Annotated in this window: 2 protein-coding genes; both read left to right on the top strand. The window is 67.0% G+C overall.

Annotation, left to right across the window (positions count from 1 at the left end; genetic code table 11):
- The first annotated feature begins 136 nt into the window (after positions 1–136).
- Positions 137–622 (top strand): FHA domain-containing protein, encoded by a 486-nt coding sequence (locus tag ACFWF3_RS36820; RefSeq protein ID WP_101462719.1) that lies wholly within the window; start codon positions 137–139, stop codon positions 620–622.
- Positions 623–692: 70 nt separating this feature from the next.
- A partial coding sequence (locus tag ACFWF3_RS36815; RefSeq protein WP_379318866.1) for a MerR family transcriptional regulator occupies positions 693–1,113 on the top strand: 421 nt, incomplete at its 3' end.

The raw sequence follows: 1,113 nt of genomic DNA, 5'->3' as shown, positions 1-1,113 counted from the left end.
GGGTACGGTCAAAGCCAAGCGGATACGTCGGGGAATCGACGCCGGGATCTTTTCCTGGCGATGTGATCGCGCCGGTCGTGTCGCCGAATACAGCACCTGCTTGCATGGATAATCAGGTTCGAGGAGGAGAGAAACGGTGAGCGAGAACAGGGACCCGGGTTACGGGGAAACCGCGGCCGAGACGACGTCGGTCTTCCGCGCGGACTTCCTCAACGAGGTCGACGCGTCGCGCTCCGCAGAGCCGACCGGCGAACAGCCGGTTCAGGGCGTCGAGGGCCTGCCGGCCGGTGCGGCCCTCCTGGTGGTCAAGCGTGGCCCGAACGCGGGCTCGCGTTTCCTGCTGGATCAGCCGACCACTTCGGCCGGCCGCCATCCCGACAGTGACATTTTTCTGGATGACGTCACGGTCAGCCGTCGGCATGCCGAGTTCCGTCAGGACGACGACTCGTTCCAGGTCGTCGATGTGGGCAGCCTCAACGGCACCTACGTCAACCGGGAGCCGGTGGACTCCTCGGAGCTGCAGAACGGCGACGAGGTCCAGATCGGCAAGTTCCGGCTGGTCTTCCTGACCGGTCCGCGCACGCAGGCGAACGAGTCGGCGTCGGGCGCGGGGTCGCGATGACCCCAACGGTACTGGTGCCCGTAACGGGCACAGTGCTGTGACAGGGGCGGCGCAGTGGGCGCGCGGAGGGATGTCGATCGGCTCCGTACTCGACCTACTGCGACCAGATTTTCCTGATATCACCATCTCCAAGATCCGGTTCCTCGAATCCGAGGGCCTGATCCGGCCGGAACGGACACCGTCGGGATACCGGCGGTTCTCGGTGGCCGACTACGAACGGCTGCGTTTCGTGCTGACCGCGCAACGCGATCAGTACCTGCCGTTGAAGGTGATCAAGGAGCAGTTGGAAGCGATCGACAGTGGTGCGGCGACGTTGGGCGTGCGTGAAGCGCGCGCCCGCGCGCACTCCCACCACGGCTCCGCGGAGGCCGGGCACGGTGTGTCCGGCTCCGCGGAGGCCGATACCGAGGCGACGAGCCCGGCCGCGCCGCGCCGCCTCGGCATCGTGACGGGCGCGATCACGCCCGAGGAATTGCGCGTCGACGTCGGCG

It is taken from the genome of Nocardia sp. NPDC060220 (assembly GCF_042727815.1).
In the GTDB taxonomy this organism is placed as follows: domain Bacteria; phylum Actinomycetota; class Actinomycetes; order Mycobacteriales; family Mycobacteriaceae; genus Nocardia.
This window is presented reverse-complemented; position numbering and strand designations above follow the sequence as displayed.